Source organism: Roseicyclus sediminis, assembly GCF_025515305.1.
Taxonomy (GTDB): domain Bacteria; phylum Pseudomonadota; class Alphaproteobacteria; order Rhodobacterales; family Rhodobacteraceae; genus Roseibacterium; species Roseibacterium sediminis.
Genome location: NZ_JAOPHT010000015.1, coordinates 16,813 through 36,518 on the forward strand (window position 1 = coordinate 16,813; position 19,706 = coordinate 36,518).

The following is a 19,706-nucleotide window of genomic DNA, read 5'->3' on the forward strand; positions in this document are numbered from 1 at the left end:
GCAACCGTTTACGAATGGTAAATTTCCATGAACCGCGGCCAGGCTTCAGGGTCCGCCACCGTCTTATCCCGGCAGGCCGCGTTGCAGAAGCCAAAGACGCGCCCGCCGATCCGGGCGAGGTGGGTCACCGGGGCGCCTGAGTAGGGGCAGGCGGCGTTCTCGGGCGCGCCGTCCGAGATGGCCTCGGCCGCGATCGTTGCGGGGGCGGGGAAGGGCGCCCGTGCAAGCGGCATCTCGTATTTGTCGATGTCCGGCCCCTCGGTCGCGCCAAGCGCGCGCCAGCGGCGGAAATCGGGCTGCGCAAGGTGCGTTTCGACATAGGTCCGCATGGTCGGCGTCGCTGGCAAGCCGTATGTCGCGATCCGGGTCGCGACCGGCGCGTAGAAGGCGTCGGCGAGCGTGTACTCGCCATAGAGGAACGGCCCGCCCGAGCGGTCTAGCGCACGGCTCCAGATCTCGCCGATCCGGTCGAGGTCGGCCTGCACCTCGGGCTTCGTCACGAAACCGGCCCATCCCGTGCGGAGGTTCATCGGGCATTGGCCGCGCAGCGCGGTGAAGCCGGAATGCATCTCGGCGATGATGCTTTGCGCTTCGGCCCGGCAAGCGGGGTCCTCGGGCAGAAGGCGCAGGTCGGGAAAGGCCTCGGCCAGATGCCAGGCGATGGCCACGCTGTCGGTCAGGATGCCGCCCGTGGGTGTCCGCACCACGGGCACGGTTCCCGCACCGCCAAAGGCCGCAACGTCGCCTTCGAAATCGTTCGAATAGAGCCGGGCGGTGCTCACCTCGACGGGGATGCCGAAGACGGCGAAGGGCAGCCAGCCGCGCAGCGACCAGGACGAGTAGGACCGTTGTCCGATGAGAAGGCGGTATGTCATGGCGCCATTGGCGTTGGCCCGGTGCATCGCGTCAATCGCCGAAGGCTGATGGCCCCGATCAGGCGCGGTGATTGATGCTGACGGCGCGCCATCCGGCCCCGTCCCGGTCGAGGCGCGTGACCGAAAGCGGTTCGATCATGTGGCCCAGCGCCGCCCGGGCGCCGAGGCCCGCCTGGGTGCCGAGGTGCGCCATGATCACCCCGAGATGGGCGACCGCCACAAGGTCGGCGCCGGGGTGGTCGCGCGACAGGGACGCGATCGCGTCGGCCACGCGGGCCGCGACCGCGTCCCAGCATTCGCCGCCCGGCGGCGCGATCGTGCCGGGCTGTTCCCAGAAGATGCGCGAAAGCTCGGGGTCGCGGGCCGCGACGGCATCCGAGGTCAGCCCGTCCCAGGCGCCGAAATCGAACTCGCGCAGGCGCGGGTCGTCCGGAAGACGGCGACGCCCTGCAGACAGGACGTCCGCCGTGGCCGAGGCGCGCGAAAGGTCCGATGCGACGACAAGCGCACTCTTGGGCAGATGCGCGTCCAGCCGCGCGACCGCATCGCCGTCGGAAAGGTCGGCGGGCACGTCGCGCCAGCCTGTGAAGGCCTTTTCATGGGTCGGCCCGTGGCGCACCCACCAGAGCCGCGCTACCACAGCAGGCTGCCCGACCGGTGCGAGAAGGCGAAGTCGTCGGCGTCGTCGGGATCGTCCCAGGTCGCGGTGCCGGAGACGGCCGGGGCCTCTCCCTTCAGGATCATCGGCAGGCCCGCGGTGATCAGCACGACGAGGTCGGCCTCCGCGGCAAGGCGCTGATTCAGCCGGCCTTGCGCGTTTCGGAAGGCGCGGGCCATGGCGTTCTCCGGCACGATGCCGCCCGAGACGTCGTTCGTCACCATGACGACGGGCTGGCTCATCTGGTCGAGGACGTCGAAGAGGACATCCGCCTCTTCCTGCAGGTCGGCGCCGTCAAGCATCTGGTTTGTCAGCCAGAAGGTGACGCAGTCGACAAGCACGATCTCCCCCGGTTCGGTCTGAGCCAACGCGTTCTCGAGGTCGAGCGGCGCCTCCACGGTGCGCCAGCCATGCCCGATGCGCCGCGCGCGATGGGACGCGATCTTGGCCTTCATCTCGTCGTCATGCGCCTCGGCCGTGGCGACGTAGACCTTCGCCAGTCCGCTTTGCAGCACGAGCTTCTCGGCGAAGGCCGATTTTCCCGACGATGCGCCGCCGATGATGAGTGTGAGAGGGGGCAGCCGCAATTTTCTTTCCCGGAAAGTGAACCAATCGGTGTTTCGCTGCGTATCACGGGAAAACACTGCTTGCGAGACCATCAGGGAATCTTAACGGGGGTGCGCTATGGCACTGGATATGGGTGGAGATCAATCGCTGTCACGCCGCGCCATGAAGGCCGAGCTGCTTGACGCCGAAACGGAACTCAGGCTCGCCTACGCGTGGCGCGATCATCGGGACGAAGAGGCGCTCCACCGCCTCGTGACCGCCTACATGCGCCTCGCCATCTCGATGGCTGCGAAGTTCAAGCGTTACGGCGCGCCGATGAACGACCTCATCCAGGAGGCGGGCCTCGGCCTCATGAAGGCCGCCGACAAGTTCGATCCCGACCGGGGCGTGCGGTTCTCGACCTACGCCGTCTGGTGGATCAAGGCGTCGATCCAGGACTACGTGATGCGCAACTGGTCGATGGTGCGCACCGGGTCCACCTCGTCCCAGAAATCCCTTTTCTTCAACATGCGCCGCGTTCAGGCCCGGCTGGAGCGTGAAGCGCTGGCCAATGGCCAGTCGCTCGACAAGCATCAGCTGCGCCAGATGATCGCGACCGAGGTGGGCGTGCCGCTCCACGACGTCGAGATGATGGAGGGTCGGCTCGCCGGCTCCGACTACTCGCTCAACGCAACCCAGTCCGTCGAGGACGAAGGGCGGGAGTGGATCGACACCCTCGAGGACGAAAGCCAGCAGGCCGCCGAGACGGTGGAGTTCAGCCACGATATGGCTACGCTGCGCGAATGGCTGATCAGCGCGATGGGCGCCCTCAACGAGCGGGAGCGTTTCATCGTGCGCGAACGCAAGCTGCGCGAGGAGCCCCGCACGCTGGAAAGCCTCGGGAACGAGCTGGGCCTTTCCAAGGAACGCGTGCGCCAGCTGGAGGCCGCGGCCTTCGCCAAGATGCGCAAGACGCTCGAGGCGCAGTCCAAGGAGGTGCGGTCATTCCTCGCCATCTGATCCTGCACACGCCGCTTGCGCTTCTGGCGCTCCTCTTCGCGGTGACCCTTGTGGTGCGCGCACCCGACGGCGGCCTGACCGGGGCGCCGTTCGGCATTGCCGAGCGCGCGGCGGCGGGCGTCGCCGAGGCGCCCCGCCCGGATGCATCGCGGTTCGGCGTGTCGACGCAATTCGCGCTTGCGAACTGACTTATCCCGACAGAAGCCAGGCAAGCCTGCGCTGGCGATGGCGGAAGAAGGCCCGAACCATCGGGACGGCCACGCCTGTCAGGCCCCCGGCGTCGAGCGCAAGCCTGTCGCAATAGCGCGTTCCGCGTCCTTCCGGTTCTACCGTGATGAGATGATCCCAGGTCCGGGCGAGTTGCCCCTCTCCGTTGTCGCGCAGGCAGCGCGCGGGACCGTCCGTCGGTGGAAACTCCACGCCTATGATCTGGAAACCGAGGGGCACACCCAAGGGTCCGGTCAGGCGCGCGCGGTAGAGCCCCGAAGCCCAGGTTTCGGGCCATTGCGGCAGATCGATCGGCACGATTTCCACCCAGGGGCGCGCGACATGCACCATCGTGGCGGGGCGCAGCACCGTCTGCCAGACGCGGTCGGGCTCCGCGTCGAGGTGGCAGGCGATCTCGATCGTGCGCAGGCTCATCACACCAGGCCTTTCCGCGGCAGGACAGCGGAGCAGGCGGCCGGCTGGCCGTCCCGTAGCGGCCCCGATATTTGCACCCCGAACGCTGAGGGCAAGACATGACCGCAATTCGCGCGGCTCTCGTCGTGGCGCTGATCGCCACGCCGGCTTTTTCCGACGAGGTCTCGACCGGGCCCGGCATCGCATCGGCGGCGGCAGGGGCGCAGATCGTTATCCTTGGCGAGGTGCATGACAATCCCGCCCACCACGACCTTCAGGCCGAAGCGGTGGCGGCGCTGTCCCCCAGCGCGATCGTGTTCGAGATGCTGACCGACGAGGAGGCCGGCCTCGTCACACCGGAACTGGCACGCGATGCCGCGGCGCTCGAGGACGCCCTCGACTGGGAGGCATCGGGTTGGCCGGACTTCGCGATGTACTACCCGCTCCTCGCCTTCGCCGCAGGGGGGCCGATCCTTGGCGCCGAGGTTCCGCGGGAAGCGGCCCAGGGGGCGTTCTCGGAGGGTGCCGCAGCGGTCTTCGCGGGCGACGCGGCCCGCTTCGGCCTCCATACCGCCTTGCCGGAGGCGGAACAGGCGGCGCGTGAGGCCGAACAGCTGGCCGCCCATTGCGATGCGCTTCCGCCCGAGATCCTGCCCGGTTTCGTGGAGGCGCAGCGCCTGCGCGACGCGGCGCTTGCCGCCGCCGCGCTGGCCGCACTCGAGGAGCACGGGGCGCCGGTCGTCGTCATCACCGGCAACGGGCACGCCCGGCGCGACTGGGGCATGCCGGCGGTCCTCGCCGTCGCCGCCCCGGAGGTCGCGGTCCTGAGCCTCGGCCAGTTCGAGGCGGCGCCCGAGGGCGAGGTCCCCTTCGATCTCTGGTCGGTCGCGGCCCCGATCGACCGCCCCGACCCCTGCGCGGCGTTTCGCTGACTGGCGCAGGGGCGTGCGCCGGATCGAGAATGCCGCAATGTCGCCGCCTGTCGTCCGCCTTCTCTTCCGCATCGGCCTTGCCGGGTTCGTCCTGACGCTCGCGGCCTATGCCGGGCTGGTGGCGGCCATCGCCTGGCCCGATCCGTTCTTCCGTCATGCGCGCGGCGGGGGCCTCGTGACCTTCCATTCAACGTCGCCCTTGCCGGCAGAGGCCGAGGGTCTGGCGCGCGAGGTGACCGCCGCTTTCGTCGCCGCGCCCCTGGGCCTGCCGGATCACGCGGTCGATGTCTGGCTTGTGGACGAAGGGTGGCCGGTCCTGCTCTTTTTCGCGGGCAGCCGGCGCGCTTCGGGTCTGACGTATCCCGTCGCCTCCACCCGCAACGTGTTCTTGCGGCATGCCGATCTGCCCCGCAATCGCCTCGTTCGCGGGGACCTCGTCGTGTCGCCGCCTCGGACGCTCAGCTACTACCTCGTGCACGAGATCACCCACCTGATGGTCGCCGAACGGGTCGGACGCATGGCCGTGGTGCGCATGCCACGCTGGGTCAACGAAGGCTTCGCGGACTATGTCGCGCTCGGGCCCGCGCCGCCTGCCATGGTGGCGCTGGCGCAATCCGGTGCGGCCCTGCCCGCCGCGCTCTGGGGCACCTATGCACGCGAACGGGTCTGCGTGACACTGGCGCTCGCGCGACTGTCGGGGGATCTCGACGCGCTGTTTGCGCTCGGCGTCGACATGGGCCCGGACGGCGCCTGCCCGGTGGTGCCGCAATTCGGCATTGCCCCTGCGGGGGCCGGAACCTAACCTCCGCCCCGGAAACGGCGGGAGCGGACATGCTGGCCGACAGGCAAATCCTCCTCATCATCGGCGGCGGTATCGCGGCCTACAAGTCGCTCGACCTCATCCGCCGACTTCGCGAGCGTGGGGCGGGCGTCGTGCCGGTCCTGACGCGGGCGGGGCAGGAATTCGTGACCCCGCTGACGGTCTCGGCACTTGCCGGGCGGAAGGTCTTTCAGGACCTCTTCGACCTGACCGACGAGGCGGAGATGGGCCATATCGAGCTGTCCCGCGCCGCCGATCTCGTCGTGGTGGCGCCCGCCACCGCCGACCTTATGGCGAAGATGGCCGGTGGCCACGCCAACGACCTCGCCTCGACGCTCCTGATGGCGACCGACAAGCGGGTGCTGATCGCGCCCGCGATGAACGTGCGGATGTGGGACCACCCCGCGACGCAGCGGAATCTCGCGACGCTCCGGGGCGACGGCATCCTTATCGTGGGTCCCGACGAGGGTGTCATGGCCTGTGGCGAGTTCGGGCCGGGGCGCATGGCCGAGGTCCCGCAGATCATCGCTGCGATCGAGGGGGCGCTGTCGGCGGGCCCGCTGGCTGGCCGTCACGTTCTGGTGACGTCGGGGCCGACCCATGAACCGATCGACCCGGTCCGCTATATCGCCAACCGTTCGTCCGGTGCGCAGGGCACGGCCATCGCCGCGGCACTCCGCGATCTGGGTGCGCGGGTCAGTTTCGTGACCGGACCGGCATCCGTGCCGCCGCCGGCCGGCGTGGAGGTTGTCCGGGTCGAGACGGCGGCGGAGATGCTGAAGGCGGTGGAGGCCGCGCTGCCCGCCGATGCCGCGGTCTTCGCGGCCGCGGTGGCGGATTGGCGCGTGTCGAACGCCGCCGGGCAGAAGATGAAGAAGGACGGGGCGGGGGGGCTTCCCGCGCTCGAATTCGCGGAAAACCCCGACATCCTCGCGACGGTGTCACGGATGAGCGAAGGGCGCCCGAAGCTGGTGGTCGGCTTCGCCGCCGAGACCCATGACGTGGAACGGCACGCGACCGAGAAGCGGGCGCGAAAGGGCTGCGACTGGATCGTCGCGAACGATGTCTCCCCGGGGACCGGCATCATGGGCGGGACGGAGAACGCCGTGACGCTGATCACCGCCGAGGGGCCGGAGGCATGGCCGCGGCTGTCCAAGGACGAGACCGCGCGGCGTCTGGCGGCGCGCATCGCGTCGGCGTTGGGCTGAACGGCGCGGCCTGCAAATGCGTATTTTGAGAAAGATGAAGGGGACGGGGTGGCTGTTCTGATCGAGGTCCTTCGCGAGGATTGGGCCGACGCGGATGTGCCCCTCCCCGACTATGCCACGGCCGGGGCGGCCGGTGCCGACCTGCGCGCGAACCTGCGGCCGGAGGACCGGCAGGCGGGGCTGCTCCTGCTGCCGATGGCGCGGAGGCTGGTGCCCACGGGCCTGCGCGTTGCGGTGCCTGAGGGCTACGAGATGCAGCTGCGCCCGCGGTCGGGTCTGGCGCTGAAGCACGGGATCACGCTGCCCAACACGCCCGGCACGATCGACAGCGACTATCGCGGGCCACTTGGCGTGATTCTGATGAACCTCGGGGATGCCCCCTTCACCGTGGGCCATGGCGACCGGATCGCGCAGGCGGTCATCGCGCCTGTGGTGCGGGCCGAGTACCGCGTGGCGGACGCGCTGGGGGGCACGGCGCGCGGCGAGGGCGGCTTCGGATCGACCGGGGTCGGCTGATGCTGTTCGTCCTGTTCCTCGCCGCCGCGCTCTGGGGGCTGGGGCACCTGATGGGGGCGCCCCGGGCAGCACGCATCAACATGCTGGGACTTCTCTACGTGGCGGTGCTTGCCCTGCAGGTGGTGCTGCCGGAGGGGCACCCGGCGCGGGAGCTGACAGGCGGTTCGCCGGCGCTCTGGCTGATCCTCGGCGGTTTCGTGGCATTGGTTCTTCTTTATCGCTTCGGGCTTGCCCGCTTGCGTGGGCGCGCCGAGGAGGCCGAAGCGGCGCGGGCCCCCGAGGCCCCCGGCGAGGGCGCGCCGTTCTCGGGGCCGGAACTGGAGCGTTATGCCCGCCACATCACGCTTCCGGATATCGGCGGGGCGGGGCAACTGGCGCTGAAACGCGCGGGCGTGCTGGTGGTGGGCGCCGGCGGGCTCGGCTCTCCGGCGCTTCTCTATCTCGCCGCCGCCGGCGTCGGCCGGATCGGGGTCATCGACCCCGACATCGTGGCGGTGTCGAACCTGCAACGGCAGGTGATCCATACCGACGACCGCATCGACATGCCCAAGGTCTTCTCGGCGGAACAGGCCATGCGCGCGCTGAACCCCCATGTGGAGGTCCGGCCCTACAATCGCGCGCTGACCGAACAGATCGCCGAGGACCTGTTCGCCGAGTACGACCTGATCCTCGACGGCACCGACAGCTACGTGACCCGGGCACTGGTGAACCGGGCGGCCGTCGCGGCCGGTCGGCCCGTGATCGCCGGGGCGATCAGCGCGTGGGAAGGGCAGGTGACGCTCTACGATCCGGCCTCGGGTGCGCCCTGCATGGCCTGTGTCTTTCCCGAGCCGCCCGCGCCGGGGCTGGCCGCGACCTGCGCCGAGACCGGCGTCATCGGCGCGCTGCCGGGTGTGGTGGGCGCCATGATGGCGCTGGAGGCGGTGAAGCACCTGACCGGCGCGGGCGAGGGCCTGCGCGGGCGGATGCTCATCTACGACGCGCTTCATGCCGAGACCCGCATCATTCGCGTGCAGCGCCGTGCCGATTGCCCGGTCTGCGGGGGCGTCTGAGCTCTTTCGCTTGCCGCGCTGGCGGGGCCGGCCATACTTGCGCGACAGAACGACAACAGGGAGTCTTTCCGATGTTCCGCCTTACCGCCGTCATGGCCATTGCCACCCTTGCCCTGCCGCTGTCCGCGACGGCGCAGGAGTTGCCCGACCTCGAGGGCCGCGAGGTCGTGATCGTCACCGAGAACGCCTATCCGCCGCTGCAGTTCATCGATCCGCAATCGGGCCACGAGATCGGCTGGGAATACGACGCGCTTGAGATCATCGCCGAGCGGATCAACATCACGCCGGTGATCGAGAACATCAGCTGGGACGCGATGATCGCCGCGGTGTCCGAAGGCCAGTACGACATGGGCATGACCGGTATCACCATCCGCGCCGACCGCGACGAGTTGGTGGATTTCTCGGCGCCCTACATGGTCAGCCAGATGCGCATGCTGGTCGCCGCGGGCGAGGACCGCTTCACCGACGCGGCCAGCTTTGCCGCGAACGAGGAACTCCTGATAGGGACGCAGGCCGGCACCACGCCGTTCTATGTCGGCGTCTACGACGTGCTCGACGGGAACGAGGCCAACCCGCGCCTCGTGCTGTTCGAGACGATCCCCGCCGCGATCCAGGCGCTGATCACGGGCGACGTGGACATGGTGCTGGCCGACAGCGCGGGTGGGCAGGGCTATGTCACCGCGAATCCGGACCGGATCCAGATGATCGGCGAGCCGCTCGGGACCGAGGAGTTCGGTTTCATCTTCCCCAATGGCTCGGACCTCGTCGAACCCTTCAACGCCGCCATCGAGTCGATGCGCGCGGACGGGACGCTGGCCGAACTCGATCAGCGCTGGTTCGTGGATTACGTACTGGGCGAGTGAGACTGCCTGCCCCTGACATCAAGGCGCCGGTCCCGTTCGGGGCCGGCGTTCGGTTTGCTGCATGATCCCTTCCGCCCCTCCCGACCGGGATTTCCCCTACTGGCTCGTGGCGCTGATCGCGCTGGGGCTGTTCGCATTCTGGCAGATCGTCACCGACGATATCTATCTTCAGGTCCTCGACACCCTCCGCCGCGGTATGGTCATCACCGTGATGGTCACGCTGGTGGGCTTTGCCATGGCGAGCCTCATGGGCCTCGGCCTCGCGCTGATGAGCCTGTCGGGAAGCCTGATCCTGAGGCAGGTCGCCCGCTTCTACATCGAGATCGTGCGCGGCGTGCCGATCATCGTGCTGCTGCTCTATATCGCATTCGTTTTCGCTCCTGCTCTGGTGGCTGGCTACAACTGGCTGGCCGAGCAGGTGGGCGCCGGGACCATCCGGACCCGCGACTTCCCGCTGCTGTGGCGGGCGATCATCGCGCTGGCGATCGGATATTCCGCCTTCATCGCCGAGGTGTTCCGCGCCGGTCTGCAATCGGTGGAACGGGGCCAGATCGAGGCGGCCCTGTCGCTCGGTCTCAACCGCTGGCAGCGGTTCCGCCTCGTCGTCTTTCCACAGGCGATCCGCACGATCCTGCCGCCCCTGGGCAACGACTTCGTGGCGATGGTGAAGGACAGCTCGCTCGTCTCCGCGCTGGGCGTCCTCGACGTGACGCAGCTCGGCAAGGTCACGGCGGCCTCCAACTTCCGCTATTTCGAGACCTACAACGTCGTGGCGCTGATTTACCTTTCGATCACGGTAACGCTGTCGCTGCTCCTGCGCCGTCTGGAGACGCGGATGCGCAACGGGGCCGAGCGACGCTGAGCACCATGGTTGCGGCGTTCCGTCGCGCTACCTCCTCCCTCACCAGTCATCGTCATGAGGGAGAAGTACAATGTTCAGGACTGCACTCTTCATCGCCGCGCTGGCCGCATCGCCGGTCTTCGCGCAATCCACGCCGTCGCCGGACGGCGCCCGCGTCTACTTCATCGGTCTTGAGGACGGTGCCACCGTCTCGAACCCGGTCACCCTGCATTTCGGCCTGTCCGGCATGGGTGTGGCCCCGGTGGGGGTCGATCTGCCCAATACCGGGCACCATCACCTGCTGATCAACCGCGCGCCCTTCGGTGCCGACGACGTCGGCTTCGGCGTTCCCGCGGACGACAACCATCGGCACTTCGGCGCCGGGCAGACGGAGGTGACGCTGGAGCTTCCGCCCGGAACGCATACGCTGCAACTGGTTCTGGCCGATCTCAACCACGTGCCCCACGACCCGCCAGTGGTGAGCGCGGTGATCTCGGTCACGGTGGAATAGGGGCGCGCCCCTCGCAACGGCGGCGGCGGCGGACTAGGTTTCTCCTGAACCAGAGGGAAACCCGACATGACCGACGCCGCCAACCCGCTTCTTGCCGCCTGGAACACGCCTTTCGGCCTGCCGCCCTTCGCGGAAATCGAGGACGCGCATTTCGCGCCCGCGCTCGACGCCGCACTGGCCGAGGGGCGCGCGGCCATCGCAGCCATCGCGGAGAACCCCGAGCCGCCGACCTTCGCCAACACGATCGAGGCGCTTGAGCTGGCCGACGCGACGCTCGACCGGGTGGCGGGCGTCTTCTTCAACCTCGCGGGCTCGGACTCGAACCCCGCGCGGGAGGCGTTGCAACGGGACTTCGCTCCCAAGTTCTCGGCCTATTCCTCGGAGATCGTGACCAATGCGAAGCTCTTCGCGCGGATCGCCGAGCTTTGGGACCGCCGGGAGAGTCTCGGCCTCACGCCCGAGCAGATGCGCGTTCTCCACCTCACGCACCGGAGCTTCGTCCGCTCGGGCGCCGCGCTGGAAGGAGCGGCGCGCGACCGGCTGACGGAGGTGAAAAGCCGCCTCGCCGTCCTCGGCACCTCCTTCACGCAGAACCTTCTGGCCGATGAGCGGGAGTGGTTCATGACGCTTTCGGAGTCCGACCTCGAAGGCCTGCCGGATTTCGTCGTTAAAGCCGCCCGTGCCGCGGGCGAGGAGAAGGGGGCCGGGGGGGCGGTCGTGACGCTGTCGCGTTCGCTGATCGTGCCTTTCCTGCAGTTCTCGCCACGCCGCGACCTCCGCGAGAAGGCGTGGCGCGCCTGGGCCGCGCGCGGTGCCAATGGCGGGGACACCGACAATCGGGAGATCGCGGCGGAGATCCTGAAGCTCCGTGACGAGCGGGCGAAGCTGCTCGGCTACGCCGATTTCGCCGCCTACAAGCTTGAAACCGAGATGGCCGGCAGCGCCGATCGCGTGCGCGACCTCCTGATGGCGGTCTGGGAACCGGCAAAGGCCGCGGCCGAAGCGGATGCGGCCGTCCTCGAAGACATGATGCGGGGCGATGGCGTGAATGGGCCGCTGGAGCCGTGGGACTGGCGCCACTACGCCGAGAAGCGGCGCAAGGCCGAACACGATCTCGACGAGGCGGAGCTGAAGCCCTTCTTCCGGCTCGACGCGATGATCGAGGCCGCGTTCGACTGCGCCAACCGCCTCTTCGGGCTGGAGTTCCGTCCGGTCGATGCCGACCTCTACCACCCCGATGCCCGCGCCTGGGAGGTCACGCGCAATGGCCGGCACATGGCGGTTTTCGTCGGCGACTACTTCGCCCGCGGGTCCAAGCGATCGGGCGCCTGGTGCTCGGCGATGCGCAGCCAGAAGAAGCTCGGCGGCGAGGTGCGGCCGATCGTCGTGAACGTCTGCAACTTCGCCAAGGCCGACCCCGCGCTCCTGTCCTACGACGACGCGCGGACGCTGTTCCACGAGTTCGGCCACGCGCTGCACCAGATGCTGTCGGACGTGACCTACGGCTCGATCAGCGGGACGAGCGTCGCGCGTGACTTCGTCGAACTGCCGAGCCAGCTATATGAGCACTGGCTGGAAGTGCCCGAGGTGCTGGAGAAGCACGCCCGTCACGCCGACACGGGCGAGGCGATGCCGCGCGACCTTCTCGACCGGCTGCTGGCGGCACAGACATACGACATGGGCTTTCAGACGGTGGAATACGTCGCCTCGGCGCTGGTCGATCTCGATTTCCACGACGGGGACGCGCCCGCCGATCCGATGGTGGCGCAGGAGGCGACGCTTGCCCGGCTCGGGATGCCGCGCGCCATCGGGATGCGGCACGCCACCCCGCATTTCGCCCATGTCTTCGCGGGCGACGGCTATTCCAGCGGCTACTACAGCTACATGTGGTCCGAGGTCATGGATGCCGATGCCTTCGCCGCCTTCGAGGAGGCGGGGGACGCCTTCGACGAGGACCTCGCGCAGAAGCTGGAGCAGCACATCCTGTCGGCCGGTGGCTCGGAGGAGGCGGACGCCCTCTACACCGCCTTCCGGGGCCGGATGCCGGGGGTCGAGGCGCTTCTCAAGGGGCGCGGGCTCGACAAGGTGGCCTAGGCCCGGGTTATCCGCCGGGCGGTCAGAGGGAAGGCCAGCATCAGCCCGGCGAGGAGCGCGAAGGCCATGGCGAGGCTGGTTGCCTCCGCGGCGAACCCAACCAGCGCGGGACCGAGCAGGATGCCCGCGTAGCCTGTCGTCGTGACGGCCGCCACGGCCAGTCCCGGCGCCATGTCGGGCTGGCGCGCGGCCAGGCTGAAAACGACGGGCACGAGGTTGGCGCAGCCCAGCCCGATCAGGACGAAGCCCGCCAGCGCCACCGCGACCGCGCCCGGCACCAGGGTCAGGCCGATCCCCGCGATGGCCACCAGTCCGCCGAGGATCAGGACCCTCGTCTGGCCGAGCGCCGCGACGATCCGGTCGCCGGTCAGCCGCGCCACCGTCATCGCGATCGAGAACAGCATGTAGCCGATGCCCGCGCCGGTGGGCTCCATGAGCCCCTGCGCCACGATCAGGAGCGCGCCCCAGTCGAGCACCGCGCCCTCCACGAGGAAGCAGATCGCCGCAAGCACCGCGAGCAGCAGGACCGTGCCGCGCGGCAAGGCAAGGGTCGGTGGCGTGCCACCCGCCGCCCGGAGGAAACGGGGCGTGGCCACGACCATTGCGACGAAGGCGAGCGCGCTCCCCGAGAGCGCGGCCGTCAGTGGACCCGCCCCCGTCCAGAGCAGCGCCGTCACGCCGCCCGCGCCAAGGATGCCGCCCACGCTCCACATCGCGTGGAAGCCGGACATCATCGGCCGGCCCTCCCGTGTCTCGACCTCGGCGGCATGCACGTTCATCGCCACGTCGATCGTGCCGAGCGCCGCGCCGAAGAGCGCCAGCGCGGCCGCCAGCATGGGCACCGTCTGTGCCAGCACCAGAAGCGGCAGCAGCGCCACGAGGCCGAAGCCGCCCAGCAGGATCATCGGCCGGGCACCCGTCCGGGCGCTGATGTAGCCGGTCACCGGCATCGCCACGATGGAGCCGAGCCCGAGGCACAGGAGCAGGAGGCCGAAGGTGCCCTCGCTCGCACCCACCTGCGCCTTGGCGAAGGGGATGAGCGGCGCCCAGCAGGCCATGACGAAACCCGCCGCGAGAAAGGCGAGCCGGGTGGCAAGTGCCGCCCGCGTGAGATTGGTCGCGGTCATTTTAGGGTTCCGGACAGGGACAGGAACAGCTCAGTCGAAGACCTCGCCGGCTTCGACACCCCAGAGCGCGTCCGCCTCGACCCAGCCGCGATAGCCGCCGACCTCCATCAGGCACCAGTCGGGGCGACATTCGCGCAGGCGTCCGATCACACCCATCTCGGCACGGGCCCGCACCGGGCTGCCGGTATCGGGGCGGCTGTAGAGGGGGAGCATGTCCTCCTCGACGATTGCGGTGCGCACACCCGACAGAAGCGAGTAGTGCATCCAGCCACCCACGCCGTCGCGGTCGACGACACGCCGCCAGTGGCCATGTTCGGCCACGATCATCACGGGCATGCCGCGGCGGGTGAAGACCCAGTCGATCCGGTGGCTGCGCGAGGGACCGCGCCGGGCGTTGGCCTCGGAGGCCCCGAGCGAGACGAAGCGGGGAAGCGGAAAGCCGGTCTCCGGTCCGCGGCGGACGGGACTGGCTTCGGCGCGTGCGGGGGTCGGATCGGACGCGTCCTCGCGCGTCGCCAGTGCGGGCCGGAGCGCGGGTGGAAGCCCGGCATCGGATGCGGCCTCGGCCACTTCCTCGGCGCCGGCCACGACCGCCGGGCCCTGCGCGCCGTCGACGACGGCTTCGACCGCCGAAGCGGTTTCCGTTTCGGCATGGGTGGGGCCGAAGGAGTAGAGGGCAAGCGCGGCCACAACGGCCGACACGCACCCAAGCGCCTTGAAGAGATCGCCTCGCACTGCTCTGCCTCTGTCGCGGCGCCGTTTTCCGGTCTTTCTGCCGGGCGCGGTGCCTTGCGGTTATTGTCGCGGGCCGGGCGGTCGTTCTTGCGCCTCCCCGGCGGATGGGAGAGTGTCACGAACGGTCCCGGAACGCCAGAAGAGGGAAGCGTCGCATGCCAGGAGAGCGGTTGAGTGTTGTCGTGACGCGACGGTTGCCCGAGGCCGTCGAGACGCGGTTGAAGGAGCTTTTCGACGTCGAGCTCAACGAGGACGACCTGCCGATGAGCAAGTCCGACCTCGTCAGCGCCATGAACCGCGCCGATGTTCTGGTTCCCTGCATCGCCGACCGGATCGATGCCGGAATGCTCGGGCAGGCGGGCGAGAAGCTGAAGCTGATCGCCAATTACGGCGCTGGCGTGGACCATATCGACGTGGCGACCGCCCGGCAGCGGGGCATCCTCGTGTCTAATACGCCGGGGGTGATGACGGACGATACCGCCGACATGGTGATGGCGCTGATCCTGAGCGTCCTGCGCCGCGTGCCCGAGGGCATGGCCGTGATGCAGGAGGGGAACTGGAAAGGCTGGGCGCCCACCGCCTTCATGGGCGGGCGTGTCGGCGGCAAGCGGCTGGGCATCCTCGGGATGGGTCGGATCGGGCAGGCGGTGGCGCGCCGCGCGCAGGCCTTCGGGATGCAGGTCCACTACCACAACCGCCGCCGGCTCCATGCCGACATCGAGACCGCGCTCGAGGCGACCTACTGGGAAAGCCTCGACCAGATGATCGCGCGGATGGACGTTGTGTCCGTGAACTGCCCGCACACGCCCTCGACCTTCCACCTGATGAACGCGCGGCGTCTGAAACTGATGAAGCCGCAGGCGGTGATCGTGAATACCTCGCGGGGCGAGGTGATCGACGAGAACGCGCTGACCCGGATGCTGCGCAGCGGGGAGATCGCAGGTGCGGGCCTCGACGTCTTCGAGAAGGGCCGCGAGGTGAACCCGCGCCTGCGCGAGTTGTCGAACGTCGTCCTTCTGCCGCACATGGGCTCGGCCACGCGGGAGGGGCGGGCCGAGATGGGCGAGAAGGTCATCATCAACATCAAGACCTTCGCCGACGGCCACCGGCCGCCGGACATGGTCGTGCCGTCGATGCTGTGAGCGATCGGCCGGGTGGCCATCGACGCGCGGTCTGGCCATGGGCAAACTGGGCCTCGCGCTTTGGTGGGGTTCCCGGGCCTGGCCTCGTGCAATAGGCGTGGGCTCATGCGAGCCATGGGACAACCGCTCCGAATCTCAAGGGTCGGTTTCGTAAATCCGATAGCTCGCCCGCCCCGGACAGATCCTGAGGAGTAAGACTCATGCGCATGGCATTCACGCTCGACGATCTTCCGGTCTATCCGCATCTGGCATTGCCGGACGGACACACGCCGGTGTCGGTCGCGGCCCGGATCATCGACGCGCTGGATCGCAACGGCGTGTCGGGTGTCTTTGCCCTTGCCAATTCGTGGCCGCTCGACACGGATCCCGAGCTTGCACGTATCCTGGACGACTGGGTGGCGGCAGGCCATCACGTGGGCAACCACACGCATTCCCATCCCTTGCTGAACGACGTATCGGCCGAGGAATTCAACCACGATGTGTCTGTCGCCGATGCACTGCTTGAGCGTTGGACGTGCAAGGCCCCTTTGCGCGTTTTTCGACATCCGCTCGAACTGTGGGGCAATACGGAGGACAAGCGCGTTCGAGTGAATGCGCATCTGGAGGCGCTCGACTATCACTGTGCCGGCGTCACGAGTTGGTTCTATGAATGGGAATGGGACCGGGCTTGGCGGCATCTGCTCCAAACAGGACGCGCCGACGAGGCCGAGGCTCTGAAGTCGGAGTTCGTGGATTATGTGGCGGCCCAGGTCGCGCATGATGCGGCGACCTGCAAGACGGTCTTCGGGCATGATTTGGTCGCTATCGGCCTCATTCACCCGGTCGCCTTCTTCACCGAGGTTGCAGACAAGTTCTTCGAAAGGCTCTTCGCAGAGGGTGTCTCGTTCGTTCCGCTTGCCGAAGCTCTGCAAGATCCGGCGTATGCGCAATCTGGAACGTCCGTGTCCGATGCCTTCCTTGTCTACCAGAACAAGGTTGCGCTCGCGGAAGGTCGCCATCTGGACGCGGTTCCGCCGACGCACAAGGCGTGCCTCGAGAGGGTCTTCGAATTGGCGACGCCGCTTCGACCCCCGCGGCGCGGGATCCTGGTTCAGAATATGCGCCCGTGGCCGAATGGCTGGGAAGGGTCGCGCCCCTGATGTTCATGGCGTGTCGCTTTCGGCGCGGAATCGGTCGATTGGGCGAGGCGGGCGGGCGCGCGCTCGGGCAGGTAGGATGAGACGTCAGAATCCCCCTTCGGAGCGCTCCGCGAAATGAAGACCCATGTGAAAGCCCTCGTCGTCGGCGGCGGCGCCGTCGGCACCTCGATCGCCTATCACCTCGCCCGCGCGGGGTGGGAGGACGTGATGCTGCTGGAACGCGACGAGCTGACGAGCGGCTCGACCTGGCACGCCGCGGGCCTCCTGCCGCTATTCAACATGGGCTACGCGACCAGCCACATCCACGACTACTCCGTGAAGTTCTACAAGACGCTGGAGGAGGAGACGGGCCTCAATGCCGGCTTCTACGTCGTTGGCAACCTGCGCATGGCGCAGACCGATGCCCGCATGGACGAATACATGCTCTATGCCTCGACCGCCGAAACGGTCGGGATCCCCTACGAGTGGCTGACGCCGGACGAGATCAAGGCGCGCTGGCCCTTGGTGCGGACCGAGGATCTGAAGGGCGCGATCTACCACCCCACAGACGGCTACATCAATCCGGCGGACGTGACCCAGGCGATGGCCAAGGGCGCGCGGCAGCGGGGCGTCGCGATCGAGCGGAAATGGCAGGTCGACGGCTACGAATGGACGGGTTCGGACTGGCGCGTGACCTGCACGAAGATGGTGGAGAAGGGCGGCAACCTTGTCCCCTCCGACGAGAAGGTGGTCGTCACCGCCGAACATGTGGTGACCGCGACCGGCAACCACGCGCAGCGGACCGCCCGGCTTCTCGGCATCAAGATCCCCGCGATCCCGGTCGAGCACCAGTACATCGTGACGGAGCCTGACCCGACTCTCGTCGAATGGCGCAAGACGAACCCCGAGCATCCCGTGCTCCGCGATGCCGACGCCAAGTGGTATGTGCGCGAGGAACGCGGCGGCTGGATCCTCGGCCCCTACGAGCGGAACGCGCCCGCGCGGTTCCTCTACGACGTGCCCGAGAGCTTCCGCGCGGATCTCTTCCCGCTCGATCTCGAGCGGATCGAGGAGGAATACATGTCGATGATCCACCGCATTCCGTCTTCGGAAACGGTGGGCCTCAAGGACGATTACAACGGTCCGATCTGCTATACGCCCGACGGCAACCCGCTGGTCGGTCCCGCGCCGGGCCTGCGCAACATGTGGCTGGCCGAAGGCTTCTCCTTCGGGATCACGGCAGCGGGCGGCACGGGCTACTACCTCGCGCAGATGATGGTCGAAGGCGAGGCAGAGATCGACATGGCTGCCCTCGACCCCAAGCGCTACGGCGACTGGATGACGACCGAGTATGCCGCGCGCAAGAACGAGGAATGCTACGAGCACGTCTTCATCCTGCACCACCCCGACGAGGAGCGGGAGGCCTGCCGCCCGCTGCGCACGGCGCCCGTCTACGACCGCCAGAAGGCGCTGGGCGCGCAGTTCGGGCAGGTGAACGGCTGGGAACGGCCCAATTACTATGGCCCCAAGGACGCGCCCGGGAGTTTCGACCATGACGCGCGCAGCTTCCGGCGCGGCGGATGGTGGGAATACGCGAAGGCCGAGGCCGAGGCGATCCGCACCGGCGCGGGCCTGATTGACGCGACCGCCTTCACCAAGCACCTGGTGCGCGGCCCCGGCGCGACGGAGTTCCTCGACCGCTTCACCTGCAACAAGCTGCCGAAGGTCGGGCGCATCAACCTGACCTATGCCCTGACCGAGACGGGCACGACGCGGACGGAATACACGATCGTGCGGCTGGGCGAGCACGAGTACTACCTTGTCTCCGCCGGGGCATGGACGGCCTACGATGCCGACTACCTCAGGAAATCGGGCGAGGATTTCATGGGCGCGGGCGGCGGCTGGGTCGATATCCACGACGTCACCACGCAATGGGGCGTCTTCGCCATCGCCGGTCCGAAATCACGCGACATCCTGAAGGAGATCGTGAAGGACGCGGACCCCGACACGGTGCTGGGCAACAAGCGGTTCCCCTGGCTCTCGATGCGCGAGATCGAGTTGGGCATGTGCCCTGTGCGCGCGATCCGCGTGGCCTACACGGGCGAGCTGGGATGGGAACTCCACCACCCGATCGAGATGCAGACCTACCTCTGGGACCAGTTGATGGCGGCGGGCGGGAAGCACGGGCTGAAACTCGTGGGCGCGCGGGCGCAGAACTGGCTCCGGCAGGAGAAATCCTATCGCGCCTTCGGCACCGAGCTTGGCCGGGACGCCACGCCGCTCGAGGCCGGGCTCGACCGTTTCGTCGATCTCGACAAGGACTTCACCGGCAAGGCGGCGATGCTGGAAACGGGCATCCGCGCGAAATGCGTGACCGTCCTCATCGACGGTCCGGCGGACGCCGACCCCTGGGGCCGCGAGGCGCTTTTGCACGACGGCGCGAAGATCGGCCGGCTGACCTCGGGCGGCTACTCGGTCCATTTCGGCAAGCAGATCGGCATGGGCTATGTGCGGCCAGACCTCGCCGAGGTTGGCACGAAGCTGAAGGTTCGGATGTTCTGTGAGCTCTGGGATGCCGAGGTCGTGGAGGACAGCCCCTACGATCCGGCGAACGCGGTCATCCGGCTCGACGGATGAACGTGCTGGCCGGATACCTCGGCACGGCTGGTTTCGCGTGGCTTGTCCTGTTCCAGCTGGGGCTCGCGGCCGGTCTCTCCTACGGGCACATGGCCTGGGGCGGGACACAGCGTGTTCTTCCCGGGCGGCTGAGGCTGGCAAGCCTCGCCTCGGCGGCCTTTGCGATGCTCGGCCTCGTCACCGTCGCGCAGGCGGCCGGTTTCATCGCCGGCCCCCTTCCGGGGATCATGCTCCGCCCGCTTCTCGGCGTCTTCGCCGCCCTTTTCGCGCTGAGCGTTGTCGGAAACGCAGCCAGCAAGAGCCGGGCCGAGCGGCTGCATGGCGTGCCGCTCGCCCTGGTCCTCGCGGTTTCCTCCGGTCTTCTTGCCATCACGGGCGGTGCGGGCTGAG

The 19,706-nt window shown here is 68.4% G+C and carries 21 protein-coding genes; 15 read left to right on the top strand and 6 right to left on the bottom strand.

Annotated features, from left to right (window positions below; genetic code table 11):
* Positions 1–8 precede the first annotated feature (8 nt).
* The 3 genes from N8I71_RS16330 to cobU are packed head-to-tail and all read right to left on the bottom strand — an operon-like array spanning position 9 to position 2,120.
* Positions 9–875 (bottom strand): glutathione S-transferase, encoded by an 867-nt coding sequence (locus tag N8I71_RS16330; protein ID WP_262879079.1) that lies wholly within the window; start codon positions 873–875, stop codon positions 9–11.
* A gap of 58 nt (positions 876–933) precedes the next feature.
* Positions 934–1,515, bottom strand: coding sequence for a histidine phosphatase family protein (locus N8I71_RS16335; protein WP_262879080.1), 582 nt, complete (start codon positions 1,513–1,515; stop codon positions 934–936).
* Positions 1,509–2,120 carry a bifunctional adenosylcobinamide kinase/adenosylcobinamide-phosphate guanylyltransferase gene (gene cobU / locus N8I71_RS16340; RefSeq protein WP_316249259.1) on the bottom strand — a complete coding sequence of 204 codons (612 nt, stop codon included), beginning with the start codon at positions 2,118–2,120 and terminating at the stop codon, positions 1,509–1,511. The genes N8I71_RS16335 and cobU overlap by 7 nt, the downstream gene beginning before the upstream one ends.
* Positions 2,121–2,217: 97 nt before the next feature.
* Here cobU and N8I71_RS16345 point away from each other — a divergent pair, with 97 nt between their 5' ends.
* Both N8I71_RS16345 and N8I71_RS16350 read left to right on the top strand, forming a co-directional pair.
* Complete coding sequence (locus N8I71_RS16345; protein ID WP_262879081.1) at positions 2,218–3,099, top strand: RNA polymerase factor sigma-32; 882 nt, start codon at positions 2,218–2,220, stop codon at positions 3,097–3,099.
* Between the two features lie 53 nt (positions 3,100–3,152).
* Positions 3,153–3,287 carry a hypothetical protein gene (locus N8I71_RS16350; protein ID WP_262879082.1) on the top strand — a complete coding sequence of 45 codons (135 nt, stop codon included), beginning with the start codon at positions 3,153–3,155 and terminating at the stop codon, positions 3,285–3,287.
* 1 nt (position 3,288) lies between these two features.
* Here N8I71_RS16350 and N8I71_RS16355 read toward each other — a convergent pair whose 3' ends face one another.
* On the bottom strand, positions 3,289–3,741 hold the full coding sequence (locus N8I71_RS16355; RefSeq protein ID WP_262879083.1) for a hypothetical protein: 453 nt from the start codon (positions 3,739–3,741) through the stop codon (positions 3,289–3,291).
* 98 nt (positions 3,742–3,839) lie between these two features.
* Here N8I71_RS16355 and N8I71_RS16360 point away from each other — a divergent pair, with 98 nt between their 5' ends.
* The 9 genes from N8I71_RS16360 (at position 3,840) to N8I71_RS16400 (ending at position 12,557) form a co-directional block, all read left to right on the top strand.
* On the top strand, positions 3,840–4,652 hold the full coding sequence (locus N8I71_RS16360; protein WP_262879084.1) for a ChaN family lipoprotein: 813 nt from the start codon (positions 3,840–3,842) through the stop codon (positions 4,650–4,652).
* A gap of 37 nt (positions 4,653–4,689) precedes the next feature.
* On the top strand, positions 4,690–5,454 hold the full coding sequence (locus N8I71_RS16365; RefSeq protein WP_262879085.1) for a hypothetical protein: 765 nt from the start codon (positions 4,690–4,692) through the stop codon (positions 5,452–5,454).
* Positions 5,455–5,483: 29 nt separating this feature from the next.
* Entirely contained in the window at positions 5,484–6,680 is a 1,197-nt protein-coding gene (gene coaBC / locus N8I71_RS16370) for a bifunctional phosphopantothenoylcysteine decarboxylase/phosphopantothenate--cysteine ligase CoaBC (RefSeq protein WP_262879086.1), read from the top strand.
* Positions 6,681–6,728: 48 nt separating this feature from the next.
* Complete coding sequence (gene dut / locus N8I71_RS16375; protein WP_262879087.1) at positions 6,729–7,196, top strand: dUTP diphosphatase; 468 nt, start codon at positions 6,729–6,731, stop codon at positions 7,194–7,196.
* The gene (locus N8I71_RS16380) at positions 7,196–8,248 is read left to right on the top strand and encodes a HesA/MoeB/ThiF family protein (protein ID WP_262879088.1); all 1,053 of its coding nucleotides are present in this window, start codon (positions 7,196–7,198) and stop codon (positions 8,246–8,248) included. The genes dut and N8I71_RS16380 overlap by 1 nt, the downstream gene beginning before the upstream one ends.
* A gap of 71 nt (positions 8,249–8,319) precedes the next feature.
* Entirely contained in the window at positions 8,320–9,111 is a 792-nt protein-coding gene (locus N8I71_RS16385; RefSeq protein WP_262879089.1) for a substrate-binding periplasmic protein, read from the top strand.
* A gap of 61 nt (positions 9,112–9,172) precedes the next feature.
* Positions 9,173–9,973, top strand: a complete 801-nt coding sequence (locus N8I71_RS16390) for an amino acid ABC transporter permease (RefSeq protein ID WP_262879090.1) — start codon at positions 9,173–9,175, stop codon at positions 9,971–9,973.
* Positions 9,974–10,043: 70 nt separating this feature from the next.
* Complete coding sequence (locus N8I71_RS16395) at positions 10,044–10,463, top strand: DUF4399 domain-containing protein (RefSeq protein ID WP_262879091.1); 420 nt, start codon at positions 10,044–10,046, stop codon at positions 10,461–10,463.
* Between the two features lie 66 nt (positions 10,464–10,529).
* Positions 10,530–12,557, top strand: coding sequence for a M3 family metallopeptidase (locus N8I71_RS16400; RefSeq protein ID WP_262879092.1), 2,028 nt, complete (start codon positions 10,530–10,532; stop codon positions 12,555–12,557).
* On the opposite strand, the gene N8I71_RS16405 is transcribed toward N8I71_RS16400, so the two are convergent.
* Positions 12,554–13,684 carry an MFS transporter gene (locus N8I71_RS16405; protein ID WP_262879093.1) on the bottom strand — a complete coding sequence of 377 codons (1,131 nt, stop codon included), beginning with the start codon at positions 13,682–13,684 and terminating at the stop codon, positions 12,554–12,556. The genes N8I71_RS16400 and N8I71_RS16405 overlap by 4 nt on opposite strands.
* Positions 13,685–13,714: 30 nt before the next feature.
* The gene (locus N8I71_RS16410; RefSeq protein ID WP_316249261.1) at positions 13,715–14,203 is read right to left on the bottom strand and encodes an SH3 domain-containing protein; all 489 of its coding nucleotides are present in this window, start codon (positions 14,201–14,203) and stop codon (positions 13,715–13,717) included.
* A 371-nt stretch (positions 14,204–14,574) separates the two neighbouring features.
* Here N8I71_RS16410 and N8I71_RS16415 point away from each other — a divergent pair, with 371 nt between their 5' ends.
* The 4 genes from N8I71_RS16415 (at position 14,575) to N8I71_RS16430 (ending at position 19,705) form a co-directional block, all read left to right on the top strand.
* The gene (locus N8I71_RS16415; protein WP_262879094.1) at positions 14,575–15,561 is read left to right on the top strand and encodes a 2-hydroxyacid dehydrogenase; all 987 of its coding nucleotides are present in this window, start codon (positions 14,575–14,577) and stop codon (positions 15,559–15,561) included.
* Between the two features lie 200 nt (positions 15,562–15,761).
* On the top strand, positions 15,762–16,700 hold the full coding sequence (locus tag N8I71_RS16420; RefSeq protein WP_262879095.1) for a polysaccharide deacetylase family protein: 939 nt from the start codon (positions 15,762–15,764) through the stop codon (positions 16,698–16,700).
* Positions 16,701–16,814: 114 nt separating this feature from the next.
* Entirely contained in the window at positions 16,815–19,316 is a 2,502-nt protein-coding gene (locus tag N8I71_RS16425) for a GcvT family protein (protein ID WP_262879096.1), read from the top strand.
* Positions 19,313–19,705 (top strand): hypothetical protein, encoded by a 393-nt coding sequence (locus N8I71_RS16430; RefSeq protein WP_262879097.1) that lies wholly within the window; start codon positions 19,313–19,315, stop codon positions 19,703–19,705. The genes N8I71_RS16425 and N8I71_RS16430 overlap by 4 nt, the downstream gene beginning before the upstream one ends.
* The last annotated feature ends 1 nt before the right edge of the window (position 19,706 follow it).

Coding starts and splice junctions, on each gene's coding strand:
- N8I71_RS16330 (WP_262879079.1), bottom strand. CDS start 875: ATGACATACCGCCTTCTCATCGGACAACGGTCCTACTCGTCCTGGTCG.
- N8I71_RS16345 (WP_262879081.1), top strand. CDS start 2,218: ATGGCACTGGATATGGGTGGAGATCAATCGCTGTCACGCCGCGCCATG.
- N8I71_RS16355 (WP_262879083.1), bottom strand. CDS start 3,741: ATGAGCCTGCGCACGATCGAGATCGCCTGCCACCTCGACGCGGAGCCC.
- N8I71_RS16360 (WP_262879084.1), top strand. CDS start 3,840: ATGACCGCAATTCGCGCGGCTCTCGTCGTGGCGCTGATCGCCACGCCG.
- N8I71_RS16365 (WP_262879085.1), top strand. CDS start 4,690: ATGTCGCCGCCTGTCGTCCGCCTTCTCTTCCGCATCGGCCTTGCCGGG.
- coaBC (WP_262879086.1), top strand. CDS start 5,484: ATGCTGGCCGACAGGCAAATCCTCCTCATCATCGGCGGCGGTATCGCG.
- N8I71_RS16380 (WP_262879088.1), top strand. CDS start 7,196: ATGCTGTTCGTCCTGTTCCTCGCCGCCGCGCTCTGGGGGCTGGGGCAC.
- N8I71_RS16385 (WP_262879089.1), top strand. CDS start 8,320: ATGTTCCGCCTTACCGCCGTCATGGCCATTGCCACCCTTGCCCTGCCG.
- N8I71_RS16390 (WP_262879090.1), top strand. CDS start 9,173: ATGATCCCTTCCGCCCCTCCCGACCGGGATTTCCCCTACTGGCTCGTG.
- N8I71_RS16395 (WP_262879091.1), top strand. CDS start 10,044: ATGTTCAGGACTGCACTCTTCATCGCCGCGCTGGCCGCATCGCCGGTC.
- N8I71_RS16400 (WP_262879092.1), top strand. CDS start 10,530: ATGACCGACGCCGCCAACCCGCTTCTTGCCGCCTGGAACACGCCTTTC.
- N8I71_RS16405 (WP_262879093.1), bottom strand. CDS start 13,684: ATGACCGCGACCAATCTCACGCGGGCGGCACTTGCCACCCGGCTCGCC.
- N8I71_RS16415 (WP_262879094.1), top strand. CDS start 14,575: ATGCCAGGAGAGCGGTTGAGTGTTGTCGTGACGCGACGGTTGCCCGAG.
- N8I71_RS16420 (WP_262879095.1), top strand. CDS start 15,762: ATGCGCATGGCATTCACGCTCGACGATCTTCCGGTCTATCCGCATCTG.
- N8I71_RS16425 (WP_262879096.1), top strand. CDS start 16,815: ATGAAGACCCATGTGAAAGCCCTCGTCGTCGGCGGCGGCGCCGTCGGC.
- N8I71_RS16430 (WP_262879097.1), top strand. CDS start 19,313: ATGAACGTGCTGGCCGGATACCTCGGCACGGCTGGTTTCGCGTGGCTT.